The sequence below is a fragment of the Limnoglobus sp. genome (assembly GCF_059499385.1).
Map to the genome: position 1 here is coordinate 39,087 of NZ_JCABYM010000018.1, position 14,174 is coordinate 53,260.

Consider the following 14,174-nt stretch of genomic DNA (forward strand, 5'->3'; position numbering starts at 1 on the left):
GGTCACCAGAATTCATAGGGGAGTTCGCGGTCGGCGCAGTGGGCGTGAAACGCCTGCACCTGGTCGGGCGTGTAGCCGCCGGCGCACTCGACCACTCGGTAGGTCCGCCCGGTCGCGTCCACGAGCAGCGCGTCGGGGTCTTTGACCCGGAACCCGGCCTTCGGCCGGGCGTCCTCGCCTACCCAATCGGCAGCCTCGTTCGGGCGGCGCTCCCGGTATGCGGCGTACACCGCCCCCAGGTGCGCGTCGTGGTCGCGGTGGTTCACGGCCGGGAGGCGGCCGGCGGTGCTACCGTACACGTTGGCCGCCCGCCGCCCGGCGATGACGACGGCGCTCGGGACAGCCGCACCCGACCACCGCGACCGGGCGAGGTGCGACACGACTTCGGCGTCCGGGTCGGGTTGTCCGGGGGACCACACGAACAGTGGGTCGGTGGCCGGGACCGTGCGGAGGTTGAGCCGGCCCAGTTGGACCCAGTCGCCCCTGGCGAGTTCCCGAAGGCGGTGCCAGGCGGTCTGGTAGGAGTAGCTGTCCGCCCACCAGACGCGGACGAGGTCGTCGAGGGTCATGAGCCGCACCCGGCGGGCCAGTGTGACGGCGATGTCGAGGTCGCGCGGCGTCAGGGTCATTGATCCAACTCCTTCCGCCGGGGCGTCCGCGGGGGAGGCGAGCCGGGAATGCCGAACAGGTCGTCCAGCCCGGCCAGCGGGTCGCCGCCGAGGACTTCGCCGGTCACCCGCGGGCCAACACGGGTCGGGTTCGGCCTGCCGGCGGCCGGCTCGGTCCGCGGCACGAACGCGCCGCCGCCCGGCCCCGGCCAGGGCACCACCCGCCGCCGCCGGTACTCTTGTTCGGGGATGTGGAAGCGGGACTCGACGATGAGGGGCAGGCCGCCGTACTGGGCGTAGCCGGCCCCGCGTGTGACAGTGAGCACGCTGCGGAACGGGTGGTCGGTGGCCAGCAGGATGTCGTTCTCGGACAGCCGCGGCTTCACTTCCTCGCTGAACGTCGCACTCGGCCAGACCAGCTTCCACAGCCACGTCCAGTCCGGGCGGAGGGGGCCGTAGTCGAAGCTCCCCTTCTGCTCGACGGTGAGGCCGCTGCCGTCGGACAGCCGCTTGCGGTCGGCCGACGAGGAGACGGCGAACCACTGGCGGAACCGGCAGTTCGACTCCAGGGTGGGGATCATGTCGAGGTCGGGCTGCTTCAGGTCTTGCATCGTCTGGTTGGCCAGGATCACGCCGACGTTCATGCTCCGGGCGAGTTGCAAGAGTGCCTCCAGGTTGTGGGCGACGACCCGCTGGAACTCGTCGATGACCAGGTACACCTGGCGGCGGTTGGCCGGGTCGATGGTGGCGGCGGCGGTCAGGAGGGAGGCGATGGCCAGCCGGCCGACTTCCGGGGCGATGCCGGGGGTGAGCGTGGACGGGAGCTGGAAGTAGTAGACGCACGGGTCGCGGAACGGGGCGGTGAAGTCCAGGGCTTGTGTTCGGATGTCGGCGTCGCCGGCGTCCGGCCCGACGTTCAGGGCCTCGCACGCGGCCAGTCGATCGAGCACCATGAGCAGGTGGATGCCGGCCGACTTCACCTCCGGCCGCAGGTCGCGGGGGCTGGCCGTGGCGACGGCGTGCCGGGTGCGGTCGGCCAGTTCGCGGAAGGTGCGGACGTTCGGGTGCTTCGTCAGGACGTAGTGCAGCAACGCCCCGATCGCGGAGGTGAAGTACCCGGGGCCGTACCCGGTGCCGTAGAACATGCCCGCGGCGTTCTGGACGTGGTCGGTGCGGGCGAGCGGGTCGAGCCGGTCCCAGAACGGCTGGGTGAGCGGGTTGTAGGCGAACGTGCTGTGGTCGGTCCGGGTGCTGAAGTGCTTGACCGGGACCGCCCGGCCGGTGTGGTTGCGGGCGCGGTCGGCGGCGGCGTGGAGGGTGGCGAGCAGTTCGGCCGAGTCCCCCTTCATGTCGAGCACGACGAAGCTGCTGTCCCCGAACGCGACCATCTGTTCGAGCCACGGGAGCAGGCCGAGCGACGTTTTGCCCGACCCGGAGTCGCCGAGGAAGTGGGCGTGTTCGGTGAACACGCCGCGGGGGACGAGGACCGGGCTGCCGTCGGCCACCGCCCAGCCGAGGTACAGGCTGTCCCGCTCGATCGGGCAGGCGGACCGGCGGACCGCCAGGACGAGCCGCTCCCACTCGCCCGGGGAACGGGGGTCGGCGCGGCCCGCGTCGGCCTCCACCAGCACCGGCAGCGCGAGCAGGGTGGGCACCGCGAACGTGACGAGCAGATCGACGGCCAGATCGGCGACCCAGAACCCGCGGTCCGGGTGATGGGCGTGCGCCCGCGCCACCAGGTAGAGGGCGGCGAGCACCCACACCAGCCGGCCGGTCAGCCGCCGCCAACGGATGCGGAGCAGGCCGGGCGCGGCGTGCCGGTGCGGGTTGTAGGTCAGCCATGAAGTCCACACCGACCGGGCAACCCGCCAGCAGGCGGCGCGGCCGGCCGCCAGGACCGCTTGCCCGCCGCTGACCAGGCTCCAGGCGGCGAGGAAGACGAGGGCGGCGTGCGGGTACGGGACGAACTCGGCCAGGACCGACGCCAGCGGGACCGCCGTCTGGGTGGCCAGGGCGTAGTAGTGCCAGCGGCGGCGGGCGGCCTCCCGCGGGACGCGGGGGACCGGCGAACAGGTGCAGATCAGCCCCCAGTGGGTCATCAGTTCGGCGGCCAGTCCGCCGAGCAGCACGCACGCCACGGTCCGCCACGCGGCGAACGGGATGGGCAGGGAGACGAAACAGGAGACGAACACGACAACAACAAACAGGATGCAGAAGACGGAGTACTGGAACTCGGTCATCCGAAGGCTGGCGAACAGCAGAATGATCGCGGCGACGATGACGTAGCTCAGGTGCTCGCCGGACGGGATGTCCAACAGCCGGCCGAAGCACCAGACGATGACCAGCAGCATCGCCGTGTAAACGGCGGTGGCGACGGTGACCGACCGCGAGGCGTCGGGCACGGGGAACTCGGTGTCCGGCAGGGTGTCGGGCAGGCGGTCCGCTTGAACCGGGTTGCCGGGACTTTGGTGGTACGACTCACGCACGGTAACGGGCCTCCAGGTGATACAGGTCGGGGACGACGGCCAGGTGGACGGCCAGCGTGTCCGGCAACTCGCGGGCGGCGAGCGACTGGCGGATGGCGTCCGCCTTCGCGGCGGTCGGGGTAAGGACGACGAGGCGGAGCCGGCCGGCCTGGACCAGCCGCTCCCCCTCGGGGACGGCCAGCCGGCGGACGACATCGACGCGGCACTTGCGGGCGACGTGGTCGGCCGGGCCGCCCAGATCGACGCGGATCAGTTCGAGCGAGCCGTCGGCATCGACCGCGTACGGGGACGCCCGGAGCCGGGCAGGCAGCCAGGGCAGTCGGTCCGCCAGCTCCCGGCCGGTCAGCCGGTGGCGGCGGCGGGGGCCGGACAGGCAGTACTCCAGTACGGCTGCCTCGGTGGGCAGCGCCTGGGGGCCGAGCGGGGCGGCCCGGTCCTCCCCCACCCCACAGAGTCGCGCCGCGGAGCGGGACAGGACGAAGTAGGTCCGCGAGCCGACGAGCGGGAAGGACTGCAAGCACCCGTCACGGACGAGCCGGGCGAGCACCTTCGTCACCGCGTTCGGCTGAACGTCGGGCAGCAGCGTCGCCCGGACGACGGCGACGGTGGTCAGCCGGTAGCGGGCGGCCTGGTCGAGGATGCGGCGGTCGCGGTCGGGCGGCATGGTCACCACACCTCGTACGGCAGGCCGCGGTCGGCGCAGTCGAGGTGGAACGCCCGCACCCGGTCGGGGTCGTACGCCCCGCCGAACTCGACGACGGCCTGCACCTCGCCGGTGGCGTCCACTAGGAATGCGTCGGGACACTTCTGCCCCCGGCGAGAGGCGGCTATCAGGTCTTCGCCGCGCCACGCCTCGGCCCGCCGGGCGTCGGTGCGGTGGAAGTGCAGGTAGACGGCGGCAACACCCAGGTCGTGAGTGGCCTGGGTCTCGCGGGCGAGTTGCCCCGACGCCCGCCCGCCGGTGAGCCGGGCGGCGTGGGCCGTGGCCAGGACGACTCGACACTCGCGGGCGGGGCGGTTTCGCCACCGGGCCTTGAGCCGGTTCGACACCACTCCGGCGTCCGGGGTCGCGTCGCCCGGCCGCCAGGCGACGACCGGTGTAAGCAGTACGGGGAGCGGGCGGGCGATGACGGTGGCCCGCACCAGCAGCCCCGCCGCGACCAGTTGCCGCAGCCGCCGCCGGGCGTTGGCTCGCTCGCCGTCGTAGTAGTGGTCGGCGGTCTGGCGAAGACTGAGCAGCCGGACCTTGCGGGTGAGCGTGTCGAGGTAGTCCCGGTCGCGGTCGGTGAGAAGCAGGGTCGAACTCACGGCTGGCCCTCCTCGCTCGCGGGCGGCGTGGATGGCAGCGTGAGCTTGCGGCGGCCGCCGGTCTTCTGTGCCGGTGGCGTGGCAGGTGGGGCCTCAGGGAGGGCCGGGTGGTGTTGAGAGGTCGGCGGTAAGGCCGGCGCGGGAACGGTGCCGAGATGATCGAGGAGGGCCGCGCCGAGTGCGAGCGGGTTGTCGCCAGCGAGTGCCCGCGCCCGCTGCCGCAAGGTGGCGGCGACTTCCGGCTGCCCGTCGGCCTCGTACTTTCGAGCCAACTCTTCGAGCCGGCTCTGACACTCGGCTTCCTGCTCGGCGTGAATCGCCTGGACGTGGGAGGTCATCAACTTGCCGAACACGGCGGCCATTCGCTCCGCCAGCCGGTCGTACAGGGCTTGTAGCAACTTGCTCACCGCAGTCACCTCCGCGAGAATGGGAAGAGATCGACCACGGTCAATGTTCTTCGGGGGACGAGACTCCGTAAGAGGACAGGTGGGACAGTCCCGAGAAGACCCATGAAGAAGAAGCGACGCCCCCGCCACCTCGAACCGATCCCGGACGTGCTGAACGCGACACGGGTCGAGCGGGACATCGGGGTCGAAGAACTGGCTCAAGCGGCGGACATGAGCCGGAAGACAGTGCAACGGGCCGAAGCGGGTCAACCGATTTCCGTCCGCTGTGCGGAAGCGATTGCGAAACGCCTGGGCGTCCCGCTGCACTCCGTCTTCCGCGACCCGAGTCCGGCGGCCGTCCCACCGGATCGCGTCTTTCACCTCCCGCGAACGGACGAGTGGCAGGTGGAGGAACTGGGTCCGTGCGTCACAGCCCCGAACGGGCTGCAATACTTCGTCTGCCGGATGAAGCACGCATTCGAGGAGGGCGTGCTGGCCCGAGGGAAGTACTACCTGTTGGCCGGCATCCGTGCGGCGGACCGTTCAAGGCGTCAGCACGAACTCCGGCGTCACCGCGAAGTGTGTCGGCGGGTTGGCGGCCATCCGAACATCGTGCAGAACACGGGTTTTGTCTGCACGCCGGATCAGGCGGGCTGGTGGGTGATCGACTTCTGGGTGCCAGGCGAGACGCTGGAAGAACGGTTGAGCAACCCGTCGCCCTCCCCCATCGACGTTCCGCGACTGGCACGCGACGCGCTCGCCGGGCTGGCGGCGCTGCACGAACACGGCATCGTGTTCCGAGAACTAGCCCCGGCCCGCATCATCCTGGCGGACGACGGCCGAGCCGTGCTGACCGATTTCGAGCTGGCCAAGTTGACCATCGGCGCGCCGACGGTGAAGCCGGCGGTGTGGAAGGACGAACTGTACCGCGCCCCGGAACTCGACAGCGGGGAGATCGACGGCCGGGCAGACCTGTACAGTTGGGCGCGGGTGCTGGCCCGAGTCGTGCTTGGCGAGTTGCCCTCGCCGACTGATACGTCCGAACGGCTGGCTCGGGCTAAACTGCCGAAGTCGGTTCGCAACATCCTGGCCCGGTGCGCCGACATCGAATCGGAGCGCCGACCGGGGTCGGTGCGAGAGGTGGCAACGGCAATTGGGGGGTGGACGTGATTTCGTACGACGCGGGGCACGACCTGCGGCCGAACGGCCGGGCGTCGGCGTGGGAACTTGCCGAGTTCGCCTTCTGCCCCCGCGCGGGGTGGATCGCCCGGCGGGCCGGGCACACCGGCGACACGTTCGTCGAGGACGACGACAGCTACGGTTCGCTCGGGTTCTTGCCGGACTACGACGCGGACGTGCTCCGGGAAGTACTCCGGCGGATGGCAGGACAATTGATTTTCAGCGTCGGGCTGGCCGGCGTTCTTGGCGTCACCTTCTTGGTGTTACACGACTGGGTCTGGGCCGGGTTTCTGTGGACCGGGGTCGGCCTCCTTCTGCCACTGGTTTGTTGGTGGGTCGTCATGGTCCGGCGGTGTTGGGGGGTGTGGTGGTATCTCCGCAAGCACCTCGGCCGCGCCGTCGCCCGCGAGGTGCCGGCCGACCTGAACCGCGCTGTCGAGTGGAACTGGTGGGACTTCCACCGGGCGGGGTTCGCGGTGGTCAAGCCGAAGGCCGCGTACCTCGACCCCACTCTCGACCTGGACGGTCGCCCCTGGCGGCTGCTCGTCCGCGGGTCACTCCGCGTCCCGGTGTTCCGCAAGCATAAGGGCGGCCCGTCGGCCGGGCCGTCGCAGTTCGCCGCGCTGGCGGCGTACTCACACCTGATCGGGGTGTGCGAACGGGCCGAGTCGCCGTTCGGCGTGATCCTGTTCCCGGACCGGTGGACCGTTCTCGTCGTGCCGACCGGCTACAGCGTCCCGCCGACCCCGGTCGCGGTCGAACAATTCCGACGCACGTTGGCGGACGCGAGTCCGCCGGCCGAGCCGTCGAACGCCGGATCGCGGTGCCGCGGGTGCCCGCACGGCGAGCCGCGGGAGTTGGTCACGGATCGTCCCGCTTCGTCGGCCGACCGGAACGGCGGGTGGGACGCCTCGTCGCCGCCCGCGCCGTCCATCCACGTCATCGACGGCCGGTCGGTTTCGCCGCACCCGTCGAACGCGAACAACGGCTCCCGCTACCACAGCCTGTGCGGCGACCTGTTCCGGTGGGTGCCGCCGCACGACCGGGCCGTGCGACTCGCGCTCACCCTGGTCGAGCCGGCCGAGCCGGTCGAACCCGACCCGGTGCCCCAGGTCGTGACCCCGATTCAAGTCGTCGTCAACAACAACTTCCCCGGCTCGACCCACCCGGCCGCCGCGGCAATCATCCAGCCGATGATCGAGACGACGCAAAACCCGGTTCCCTTCCCGGCCGGCCCGCCAGCGGTTCACCCACGAGCGGAGACGCCGCGGGTCGCCCCCGCCGGCACCGACCCGTCGAACAAGGAGGCCTCGAAGCGCCCGGAGGTACCGGACGACGACGAGGCGTTCGGCGCGGGCATCCTGTGAGCGGCCGGTCAGCGGCCGCGGAAGTAGCGGAGCAACCGGGTGACGACCCCGGTCGGTGGCGACGGCGGCGAAACGGGGTCGAGTTCCCGCCAAGCGTACTCGAGTGCGGCGGCCCATTCGCGGTCGGACGCGAACCGCCGGTCCGGGTCGAACGCGACCCCGGTGCCGACGGCGTGGTCGATGGCCGCCCACGCCCGGTCGGTGAGACGTACTCGACCGGCGACCAGGACGCTCGGCGGCCGGTAGGTCTTCGCCTTGACGGCCGCGTACTCCGGCCGGCCGGCCTTGCCGCCCCACCCGTAGGGCAGTTCGCCGGTGAGCATCTCGTACAAGACGACCGACGCCGAGAACTGGTCGGCCCGGCCGTCCACCACTCCGCCCGCCCCCTGGAGTTCGGGTGCCCCGTAGCTCGGGGTGCAGCCCTCCCCGCCCCGCCGGGCGGTCCGCTCCATCGGCCAGGCCGAGCCGAAGTCGATGAGCACCATCCGCCGGGCTTTGCGGTTCGGGACAAGGTTCTCTGGGGTCACGTCGCCGTGAACGAGCCAGGACTCGCGGTGATACCAGTCGAGGCCGCGGGCCAGCCCCTTCACCAGTCGGACGGCCTGGTGCGGGCTGATCGACCGACCGGGGTCGGTCTTCGCCCGGTCGAGGTGAAAGCGGAGCGAATCGCCGGCCACCCACTCGTGGACGAGGACGACCGCATCGGGTCGGTCCTCCCAGGCGAGTACGACCGAGAAGGCGTCGTTCGTCCGGCGGGCGCGCAGCAGGGCGTCGAAGTGCTGCCGGCCGTCTTCGGACTTGGGCAGGACAGTCAGCCGACGGAGCTCCCCACGGAATCCGGCGTGCGGGTCGAAGGCCAGATACCGCGGCCGGTCGGGCGAGCCGAGTTCGCGCAGCAGCAAGAACTCACGGCCGCGAACCCGTTCCATGCCGATCACCGGATAGGTGTGGCCGCGGTGACGGATCGTGTGGCGGGGCCGGCGACGGGCCATCGGCGTCTCACGGGAGCGGAGGTCGGCCCGCCCGCGGGTGTCGGGGCGGGTGTCGGCGGCAACGGGCACCCGACACTCTCGGCGGCAAGGCCGCCGAAGCCCCGCGGATTCGAGTGACGGCACGGCACTTCCACCGGCCGCTCGCGGGGTCGCCGGACGTGCCGTCGCCGGGTCCGTGGGGCGTGGGGGTCGGGTGCCCGGCCCCGAACCGCCGTCCAGGCGGGCGGGGCGGCCGGAGCGTCCAGCGGAGGCGAGGGCCGCGGCCGGTCCCGACCGGCCCGGCCCCGACGCGAGCCGCCGAGGCGAGCGGGAGGCGTTCAAGCCGGGCCGGCGGTGGCCCCCAGGCCACCCCGGCCACGCCCGTCCAGGGCGGCGAGCGTCCAGCGAGCGGCGCGGCCCGGACACCACGGCCGCCGCGTAATCGCGTTCCTACTCGCCGAGAAGGCCCTTCTCGACCATGATCGTCCCGTACTTGCGGATCAACCCCTGGGCCTTGCGAACGGTGTCCTTGTCGAGGTTCTGCCAGTCGAATTCGCTGCCGAGGAAACTGGGGATCGGCCCAGACTGACGGTCCTTGACCTGGTGGGCCATGTGACAGAACGCCTTCATCCCCTCGCGGGAGTCTTCCAGCGCGCGCTTGCTCTGGATGACCGTCAGCGAGACGGGACCGTTCGAGGTGTCCTTGCGGTGCGTCTTCCCGTGGGTGATGAACGCGGGGAGCGTGGTCTTGATCGTCGGCAAGTCGGCCTCGTACTCGACGAGGAGTTGAGCCCGCGCGCGAGCCGCCTTCTGCTTCTCCTCCTCCGCCTTCTGGGCGATCTCGGCCAGCTTCTTGTCGTGTTCGGCCTTTTGGAGTTTTGTCAGGGCGTCGGCCTTAGCCGTCGCACCTTCGGCTTCGATCTTCTTGGCTTCGATGGCAGCCAGTTCCTCGGCTTGCTTTTTCAAGGCCGCTTGCCGGGCCTCCTCGACCTGGGTCAACTCGGCCGTCCGCTCGGCCGCGGTTCGCTGCTCCAACGCGGCCGCCAGCGTGTGTGCGGCGGGCGACCGGGAGGAGGTGGCGGTTTTTGCGGTTTCGACGACGGCCCGGTCCGCGGCCAGTTCCTTCTCGGCCGCCCGGACGGCGGTGAGGAGCCGGGTCATCTGGGCGAGCGTGTCCTCGGCGACAACGACTACCGCGGTCGGATCGCGGTCGGCGAGCACGACGGGGACCATCAGTTGCTGGAACTGCTCGTCCCACCCGGCCCGCTGGCGGGGTGTCACCCGGTCGCGGGTGAGGGCCGTGGCGACCGGGGTCAGTTGGTTCGGATCGGCGGCGAGCTTGCGCCCGGCCTCGTCGGTACGGAGCGATGCGATGCCGGCCTTCCATGCCGCCGCCTGCTCGTCGAACCGGGCGAGAGCCTCGCGAACCGTCTCCCCTTCGGCCTTGAGTGTCGCCACCCGCGCGCGGCGGGCGACCGCTTCGGCTTCGACCTCCGCCCGCCGTTTGGCGTCGGCGAGTTCTTTGGCGCGGCGGGCTTCGGCGGCGGCCTCCTCGCCGCCCGTACCGGGTGCCGATGGGGTCGTCCCGTTCGTGCCGGCCGTTGCCGAACCGGTCGCCGGTGTTCCGGGCGACGGCCGGAACCCGGACCAGAGGTAAGCCGCACCGGTGAGCAGTGCGGACAGCACCAGACCGACGCCGACCGTCATCAGCGTGGCCGGGCGGTTCGTCCGGGGCGGGAGCGGGCTGGTCGGCGGGATCGTGGTCGGGTCAACGCTCATGGGTGGCGTCCCTCCGGCGGGCCTCGGATTCGACAGTTGGGGTTATTGTACCAGTCGCGGTCGTCGGCCGCACGCCGGTCCGAGCGAAGGCCGCGACGGTCACGACCGCGGTCGTGAGTGCGGCGACGACCGAGGGCCAAGCGGAACCGGATGTGGCGTGACCGACCGCATCGACGGCCAGTAGGACGGTCAGCACGCCGCCGAACAACGCGACGACTTCCCCGAGCGTGTTGCGAGCCGGTGCGGACGACCGGGGTGCAGTGAGTACGGAATCCGATGCGGCGTGGTTCTCCGGTTCGGACCAGCCGGCCAGCACGAACTCGCCCAGGGTGAGCGCCGGGTCGGGGGCGTAGACGGGCACGTCCCGCTGGTCGAGAATGCGGTCCGAGGTCTTGTTCGACTCCCAGGTGACGGACCGCTCGACGATGCGCGTGCCTTCGACGATCAGCAGGTGGCGGCGGACCCAGTCCGGGGCGGACTCCATCAGATGGAGAACCCGGGACGGTACGGCCCAGCGTGTGTAGCCCGTTGCGGCGGCGGTCGCGTCGGCGAGGTGGTGTTCGTGTTGCGTCCACCGGCGGTGGTCGGTCGTGGTCTCGACCTCGGTCACGGTGTCGATACGCAGGACGCGACGGCCGGATGGTGAATGCGGCGGGTTGCCCTTCTTCTTCTTGCGCTTGCGGGTCTTGGTCACGGTCCGGCTGAGCGACTCCTCGTAGTAGGTGAACCGGCACAGGTCGGGCCGCGGCCAGTCGATCCGCCCGCAGACGCGGGTGGCGGCGAGAGCCTGAAGCGTCAGCACCACGCCTGCGGCCAACCGGGCAGCGGCGACCCGGACCGCGGTGGTGAGGTCTCCTCCGGGGTCGCCGTTCCGGGCGAGGAGTTCGGCCGACAGGACGTTCTCGGGGGGCGCGAGAGGCGGTAGCGCCCGGCCGAGTTCGCTCGCCCGCTCCGCCCGCACGGCCGGGTCCGGGCTGTTGGCGAGGTAGTGGTCCAGCACGCGGCGGATGAACCGGTCGGCCTCCTCGGTGGCGCGGTGCAACCGGCCGATGTCGGCCCCGTAACCCCGGATGGCATCGTCCGGTGTGGGGTGATCCTGGAACGGGAGTGTGAGTTCCGCCATCAGCGACGCGAAGAGCGTGCGGACGAGTTCGTCCGCGTGGCCAGCCCCGGCCTCGTTCCGTCGGGGTTGTGTAGGTACGGGCTGGCGCGGGGCTACACGCGGGCGGTGTTCGACCGAAGGCGTGGGCGGTCGGACCGGGGTCAGCAACTTCATGGCGGGTTCTCCGTGAGGGACATATATCCCCCGTCACGCGACGGGAGTCGCGCCATGTTACGTCTCCGGGCGGATGGCACGGGGGTCGATGTCGTTGTCCACGGGCGTGCCCGCCGGAGTCCCTCACGCACTCCCGGCGGGTCCGGCGGTGGGCCAACGACGGTCGATGACCTTCCTCGCCGGACGGACATCTGATACGGTTCGCGCTCGGGAGGTTCCGATGGGCAAGAAGAAACCGACGCCGAAGAAGCTCGTCCCCGTGGTGGGCGGTGCTGTCCTTCCGTCCGACTACACGGCGTTCCTCGCCGATTTGAAGACACGGGTCCGCTCGGCCCAACTGAAGGCGGCCGTCGCGGTCAACGCGGAAATGATCCGGCTGTACTGGGACATCGGGTTGGCCATCGTTCAGCGGCAGGGGGCGGCCGGCTGGGGGGCCAAGGTGATCGAGCGGCTCGGGGTGGACCTCCAGACCGAGTTCCCCGGCCAAAGCGGGTTCTCCCGGCAGAACATCTACCGCATGAGGGCCTTCGTCCTCGCCTTCGCGCCCTCGGCCGAAATCGTCTCGCAGCCTGCGAGACAATTCGACCCGCCCCCGCCGTTCCTGGCCGTCCCGTGGTTCCATACCGTCACCATCGTCGAGCGGGTGAAAGACCCGGCGGCCCGCTTGTGGTACGCCGGAGCGGCGACCGAGTTCGGCTGGTCGCGGGCGGTACTCGACCACCAGATCGACACCGACGCCTACGGTCGCAAGGGAAAGGCGGTCAGCAACTTCTCGAAGGCGCTGCCGCCGGTGCAGTCGGACCTGGCGCGTGAGACGTTGAAAGACCCCTACTCGTTCAGCTTCCTCACCCTGGCCGAGGACCACGCCGAGGTCGAGTTGCAGCGGGGGCTGGTCGATCACATCCGCCAGTTTCTGCTCGAACTCGGGGCCGGGTTCGCGTTCGTCGGCGAACAGGTCCATCTGGAAGTCGGCAGCGACGACTTCTACCTGGACCTCGTCTTCTACCACCTGAAGTTCCGGGCCTTTGTGATCTTCGACTTGAAGGCGAAACGGTTCACGCCCGAAGCGGCGGGGAAGATGAACTTCTATCTGTCGGCGGTGGACGACCTGATGCGGCACCCGGCCGACAACCCGTCCATCGGCATCATCCTGTGCCGGGCGAAGAACCGGGTGGTGGCCGAGTACGCGCTGCGGGACATCGAGAAGCCGCTCGCCGTCTCCACCTACGTCACGCAACTGATCGCGTCGCTGCCGGAGAAACTGGCCCACGAACTCGACCCGCCGGACCCGGAACGTCATCGCCCTCAACAGGTTGTGAAACAGGCTCCCGTGAAATCAAAGATAAGGCGGAAGAAGGAGGGTTGATCGGGACGGGTTGATGGTTACGCGAGAAAGCCGTTCTCGCGAAGCCACGGTTCGAGCAGTTGCTCCACGAGTTCCTGCTGGGTGAACGGCTCCTCGCCGGCCAGTTCCCGCTCCAGCGACGCCCGCTTCAGCCCGCCCGCGACCTCCGGCCGCAGCCGGACGGTGACCGGGATCAGGCCGACCGGGGCGATGCCCGACGGTCGGGTCCGCTTGGCCGGCTTCCGTGTCGTCTCGGACGCAACCGGACGGGCCGGGGGCGACTTGGTCCGGTCCGCGGCTCGACTGTTTTCTGGCGGCGATTTCTCCTGGGTGACGAATGCGCGGGCAGCGGCCGGGTCGATGTTCGGCAGGTCGGTCAGGGTGGCGGAAAGAGAACGGCGGTCGGACATCACACCCCCGTTCCGTCGGCGTGGGCGGGCCGCAACGCCCCCCGCCCCCGGCGGCCCGGCAGGGCGATCGAGGTAGCGGCGAGCGGGAGCAGTTCGCGGAACAGGGCGTCCGCCTCGGTGGCGGCGTCGCGGGCGGCGTACCCCATGTCCCACACGAACGCCGCCTGCCCCGGCGCGTCGGCGTATGCCTGGCGGAGGGTGAGCGGGGTGACGGCGAGCTTGAGCCGGAGCGTCTCGGCCGCCACCCGCATGTCCTTGGTGAGCCGGAAGTCGCGGCCGACCATTGACAGCACGGCGACCGCCTCGGGCACGCCCCCGCGGATGTCCTGGGCTTGGCGGACGAACGCCGTGTTGATGGCCAGCGCCCGCGCCTCGAACATGCTCGCCTTGCACGGGACGACGGCCAGGTCGGCCAACAAGAGCAGCGACCGGCTGATTTCCGTCTGGCTGCCCGGCCCGTCGGCGACCACGTACTCGGCCTCGGCGGCGAGCGCCGGCAGCTCCTCGAACACTTGGTCGGCGGTGGCCAGCCGGGCGAGTCGCACGTCCGGGGCGGCTTCGCGGAGCCAGTCGGACGACGACTGCTGGGTGTCGCAGTCGGCGAGTGTGACGCGGCGGCCGTGGGCGGTCAGCCACCCGGCCAGGTTGCCAGCGAGGGTGGATTTCCCCACCCCGCCCTTAGAATTGACGACGGCGATGATCATGGGGGCGACCGTGCCACACCGGGCGGCCGGTTAGCAAGAGGGTATTTCACGCAGCGGCGGACCCGGCCGGCGGGTCACCAACCGACCACGCCCGTAACCCGGCCGCGCGGCCGGATCGACGCGAAGGCGTCCGACCGGGGCGCCTGCCTGTCAGCAGGCTGGCCGGCTGGCATGACGGCCGGCCCTCCTGGTGGACGACCGGCCCCATTGTGGGAAAGGGGGTTGCGGGAATGCCGGCGGGGTGCCAGGGTGCGGGCTGGGTTTAACTCAGTTGAAGTGACGGGCGATGGGCACACAGGCGGCTACCGGGAAACGACACAGGGTCCACCGGGAAACGACACAGGGAACCAGCGGG

Annotated in this window: 13 protein-coding genes; 3 read left to right on the forward strand and 10 right to left on the reverse strand. The window is 70.7% G+C overall.

Features of this window, described 5'->3' with window-relative positions; translation table 11 throughout:
* Positions 1–2: 2 nt before the first annotated feature.
* Genes AC5JJ2_RS02965 through AC5JJ2_RS02985 form a run of 5 tightly spaced genes read right to left on the reverse strand, consistent with a single transcriptional unit; the run spans position 3 to position 4,809 of the window.
* On the reverse strand, positions 3–629 hold the full coding sequence (locus AC5JJ2_RS02965) for a hypothetical protein (protein WP_495856467.1): 627 nt from the start codon (positions 627–629) through the stop codon (positions 3–5).
* A complete protein-coding gene (locus AC5JJ2_RS02970) occupies positions 626–3,094 on the reverse strand; it encodes a type IV secretory system conjugative DNA transfer family protein (protein ID WP_495856468.1) in 2,469 nt (822 codons plus the stop codon). Before AC5JJ2_RS02970 ends, AC5JJ2_RS02965 begins: the two co-directional genes overlap by 4 nt.
* On the reverse strand, positions 3,087–3,758 hold the full coding sequence (locus tag AC5JJ2_RS02975) for a hypothetical protein (RefSeq protein ID WP_495856469.1): 672 nt from the start codon (positions 3,756–3,758) through the stop codon (positions 3,087–3,089). Before AC5JJ2_RS02975 ends, AC5JJ2_RS02970 begins: the two co-directional genes overlap by 8 nt.
* Before the next feature lie 2 nt (positions 3,759–3,760).
* The gene (locus AC5JJ2_RS02980; protein WP_495856470.1) at positions 3,761–4,402 is read right to left on the reverse strand and encodes a hypothetical protein; all 642 of its coding nucleotides are present in this window, start codon (positions 4,400–4,402) and stop codon (positions 3,761–3,763) included.
* Positions 4,399–4,809 carry a hypothetical protein gene (locus tag AC5JJ2_RS02985; RefSeq protein ID WP_495856471.1) on the reverse strand — a complete coding sequence of 137 codons (411 nt, stop codon included), beginning with the start codon at positions 4,807–4,809 and terminating at the stop codon, positions 4,399–4,401. Before AC5JJ2_RS02985 ends, AC5JJ2_RS02980 begins: the two co-directional genes overlap by 4 nt.
* A 102-nt stretch (positions 4,810–4,911) precedes the next feature.
* Between AC5JJ2_RS02985 and AC5JJ2_RS02990 the strand changes: the two genes are divergently transcribed.
* A complete protein-coding gene (locus tag AC5JJ2_RS02990; RefSeq protein WP_495856472.1) occupies positions 4,912–5,958 on the forward strand; it encodes a protein kinase domain-containing protein in 1,047 nt (348 codons plus the stop codon).
* A complete protein-coding gene (locus AC5JJ2_RS02995) occupies positions 5,955–7,334 on the forward strand; it encodes a hypothetical protein (RefSeq protein WP_495856473.1) in 1,380 nt (459 codons plus the stop codon). The genes AC5JJ2_RS02990 and AC5JJ2_RS02995 overlap by 4 nt, the downstream gene beginning before the upstream one ends.
* A gap of 8 nt (positions 7,335–7,342) precedes the next feature.
* Here AC5JJ2_RS02995 and AC5JJ2_RS03000 read toward each other — a convergent pair whose 3' ends face one another.
* From AC5JJ2_RS03000 to AC5JJ2_RS03010, 3 genes are all read right to left on the reverse strand, one after another.
* Positions 7,343–8,395 (reverse strand): protein kinase domain-containing protein, encoded by a 1,053-nt coding sequence (locus AC5JJ2_RS03000; RefSeq protein ID WP_495856474.1) that lies wholly within the window; start codon positions 8,393–8,395, stop codon positions 7,343–7,345.
* A gap of 360 nt (positions 8,396–8,755) precedes the next feature.
* Positions 8,756–10,084: a hypothetical protein gene (locus tag AC5JJ2_RS03005; RefSeq protein WP_495856475.1), complete on the reverse strand. Its 1,329-nt coding sequence runs from the start codon at positions 10,082–10,084 to the stop codon at positions 8,756–8,758.
* Complete coding sequence (locus tag AC5JJ2_RS03010) at positions 10,074–11,360, reverse strand: hypothetical protein (RefSeq protein WP_495856476.1); 1,287 nt, start codon at positions 11,358–11,360, stop codon at positions 10,074–10,076. Before AC5JJ2_RS03010 ends, AC5JJ2_RS03005 begins: the two co-directional genes overlap by 11 nt.
* 220 nt (positions 11,361–11,580) lie before the next feature.
* On the opposite strand from AC5JJ2_RS03010, the gene AC5JJ2_RS03015 reads away from it, so the two are divergent.
* Complete coding sequence (locus AC5JJ2_RS03015) at positions 11,581–12,726, forward strand: PDDEXK nuclease domain-containing protein (RefSeq protein ID WP_495856477.1); 1,146 nt, start codon at positions 11,581–11,583, stop codon at positions 12,724–12,726.
* 17 nt (positions 12,727–12,743) lie between these two features.
* Here the strand turns inward: AC5JJ2_RS03015 and AC5JJ2_RS03020 are convergent, their stop codons facing one another.
* Both AC5JJ2_RS03020 and AC5JJ2_RS03025 read right to left on the reverse strand, forming a co-directional pair.
* Complete coding sequence (locus AC5JJ2_RS03020; RefSeq protein WP_495856478.1) at positions 12,744–13,115, reverse strand: hypothetical protein; 372 nt, start codon at positions 13,113–13,115, stop codon at positions 12,744–12,746.
* The gene (locus AC5JJ2_RS03025; RefSeq protein ID WP_495856479.1) at positions 13,115–13,819 is read right to left on the reverse strand and encodes an AAA family ATPase; all 705 of its coding nucleotides are present in this window, start codon (positions 13,817–13,819) and stop codon (positions 13,115–13,117) included. The genes AC5JJ2_RS03020 and AC5JJ2_RS03025 overlap by 1 nt, the downstream gene beginning before the upstream one ends.
* Positions 13,820–14,174 lie beyond the last annotated feature (355 nt).